Genomic DNA, 1110 nt, shown 5'->3' with positions numbered 1-1110 from the left:
GCTAGTGTCCTGCGCCGGAGATCCGTCGGCAGAAGCGGGCGAGGGATTCGAGGATTTCCTCGGCGCTCTTGGTCCAGATGAACGGCTTGGGGTCTTCGTTCCAGTTCCGGACCCACTTGCGGATGTCGGCTTCGAGGGCCTGGACGTTCTTGTGTGCGCCGCGGCGGATCATCTGGTCGGCCAGGAAGCCGAACCACCGCTCAACCTGATTGATCCACGAGGAGCCGGTCGGGGTGAAGTGCATCTGGAAACGGGGGTGTTTGGCCAGCCACGCTCTGATCGCGGGGGTCTTATGGGTGCCGTAATTGTCACAGATCAGGTGGATCTGCAGGTGCGCGGGAACCTCCTTGTCGATCCTGATCAGGAACTTTTTGAACTCCGCTGCCCGGTGTCGGCGGTGCAGGGCACTGATGACCTCGCCGGTGGCGACATCGAACGCCGCGAACAGGGTGGTCAGGCCGTTGCGGACGTAGTCGTGGGTCCGCCGCTCGGGCATGCCCGGCATTATCGGCAGCACCGGCTGGGACCGGTCCAGGGCCTGGATCTGGGACTTCTCGTCGACCGAGAGGACCACCGCGCCTTCGGGCGGGTTGAAGTACAGGCCGACGACGTCGTAAACCTTCTCCACGAACAACGGGTCCGTCGACAGCTTGAACGTGTCGGTCAGATGCGGCTTGAGCTGGAACTTCCGCCAGATCCGGCCGACGGTCGACTTCGACAGGCCACTGTGCTCGGCCATCGACCTGCGCGACCAGTGCGTGGCATTCTTCGGGATCTCCTCCAGCGTTGTGACCACGACCGCCTCCACCTGATCGACGCTGATTGTGGGCGGCCGGCCCGGCCGGGGCTCGTCGACCAGCCCGTCCAGCCGGTCGGCGAGGAACCGCCGTCGCCACTTGCGGACCGTGTCCGCGGCCACCCGCAGATCCCGGGCGACCGCAACGATCGGCGGCACCTCCGGCCCCGCGCACGCCAGCACGATCCGCGCGCGCAGAGCCAGCGCCTGCGCCGATGTCGCCCGACGCGTCCACCCCTCCAACACCGCCCGCTCATCAGCAGACAGCAGCAACGGCTCCAGCTTCGGGCCCCGACGAGGTACTGACGCACTAG

General features: G+C 66.4%; 1 protein-coding gene. It reads right to left on the bottom strand.

What is annotated here, in order from left to right:
• Position 1: 1 nt before the first annotated feature.
• Positions 2-1078: an IS630 family transposase gene (locus ACWCP0_RS42165; RefSeq protein WP_451083997.1), complete on the bottom strand. Its 1077-nt coding sequence runs from the start codon at positions 1076-1078 to the stop codon at positions 2-4.
• Between the last annotated feature and the right edge of the window lie 32 nt (positions 1079-1110).

It is taken from the genome of Streptomyces sp. NPDC001970, from assembly GCF_053594115.1.
The sequence above is the reverse complement of the archived record's forward strand: the minus strand, read 5'-3'. Positions and strand labels throughout refer to the sequence as shown.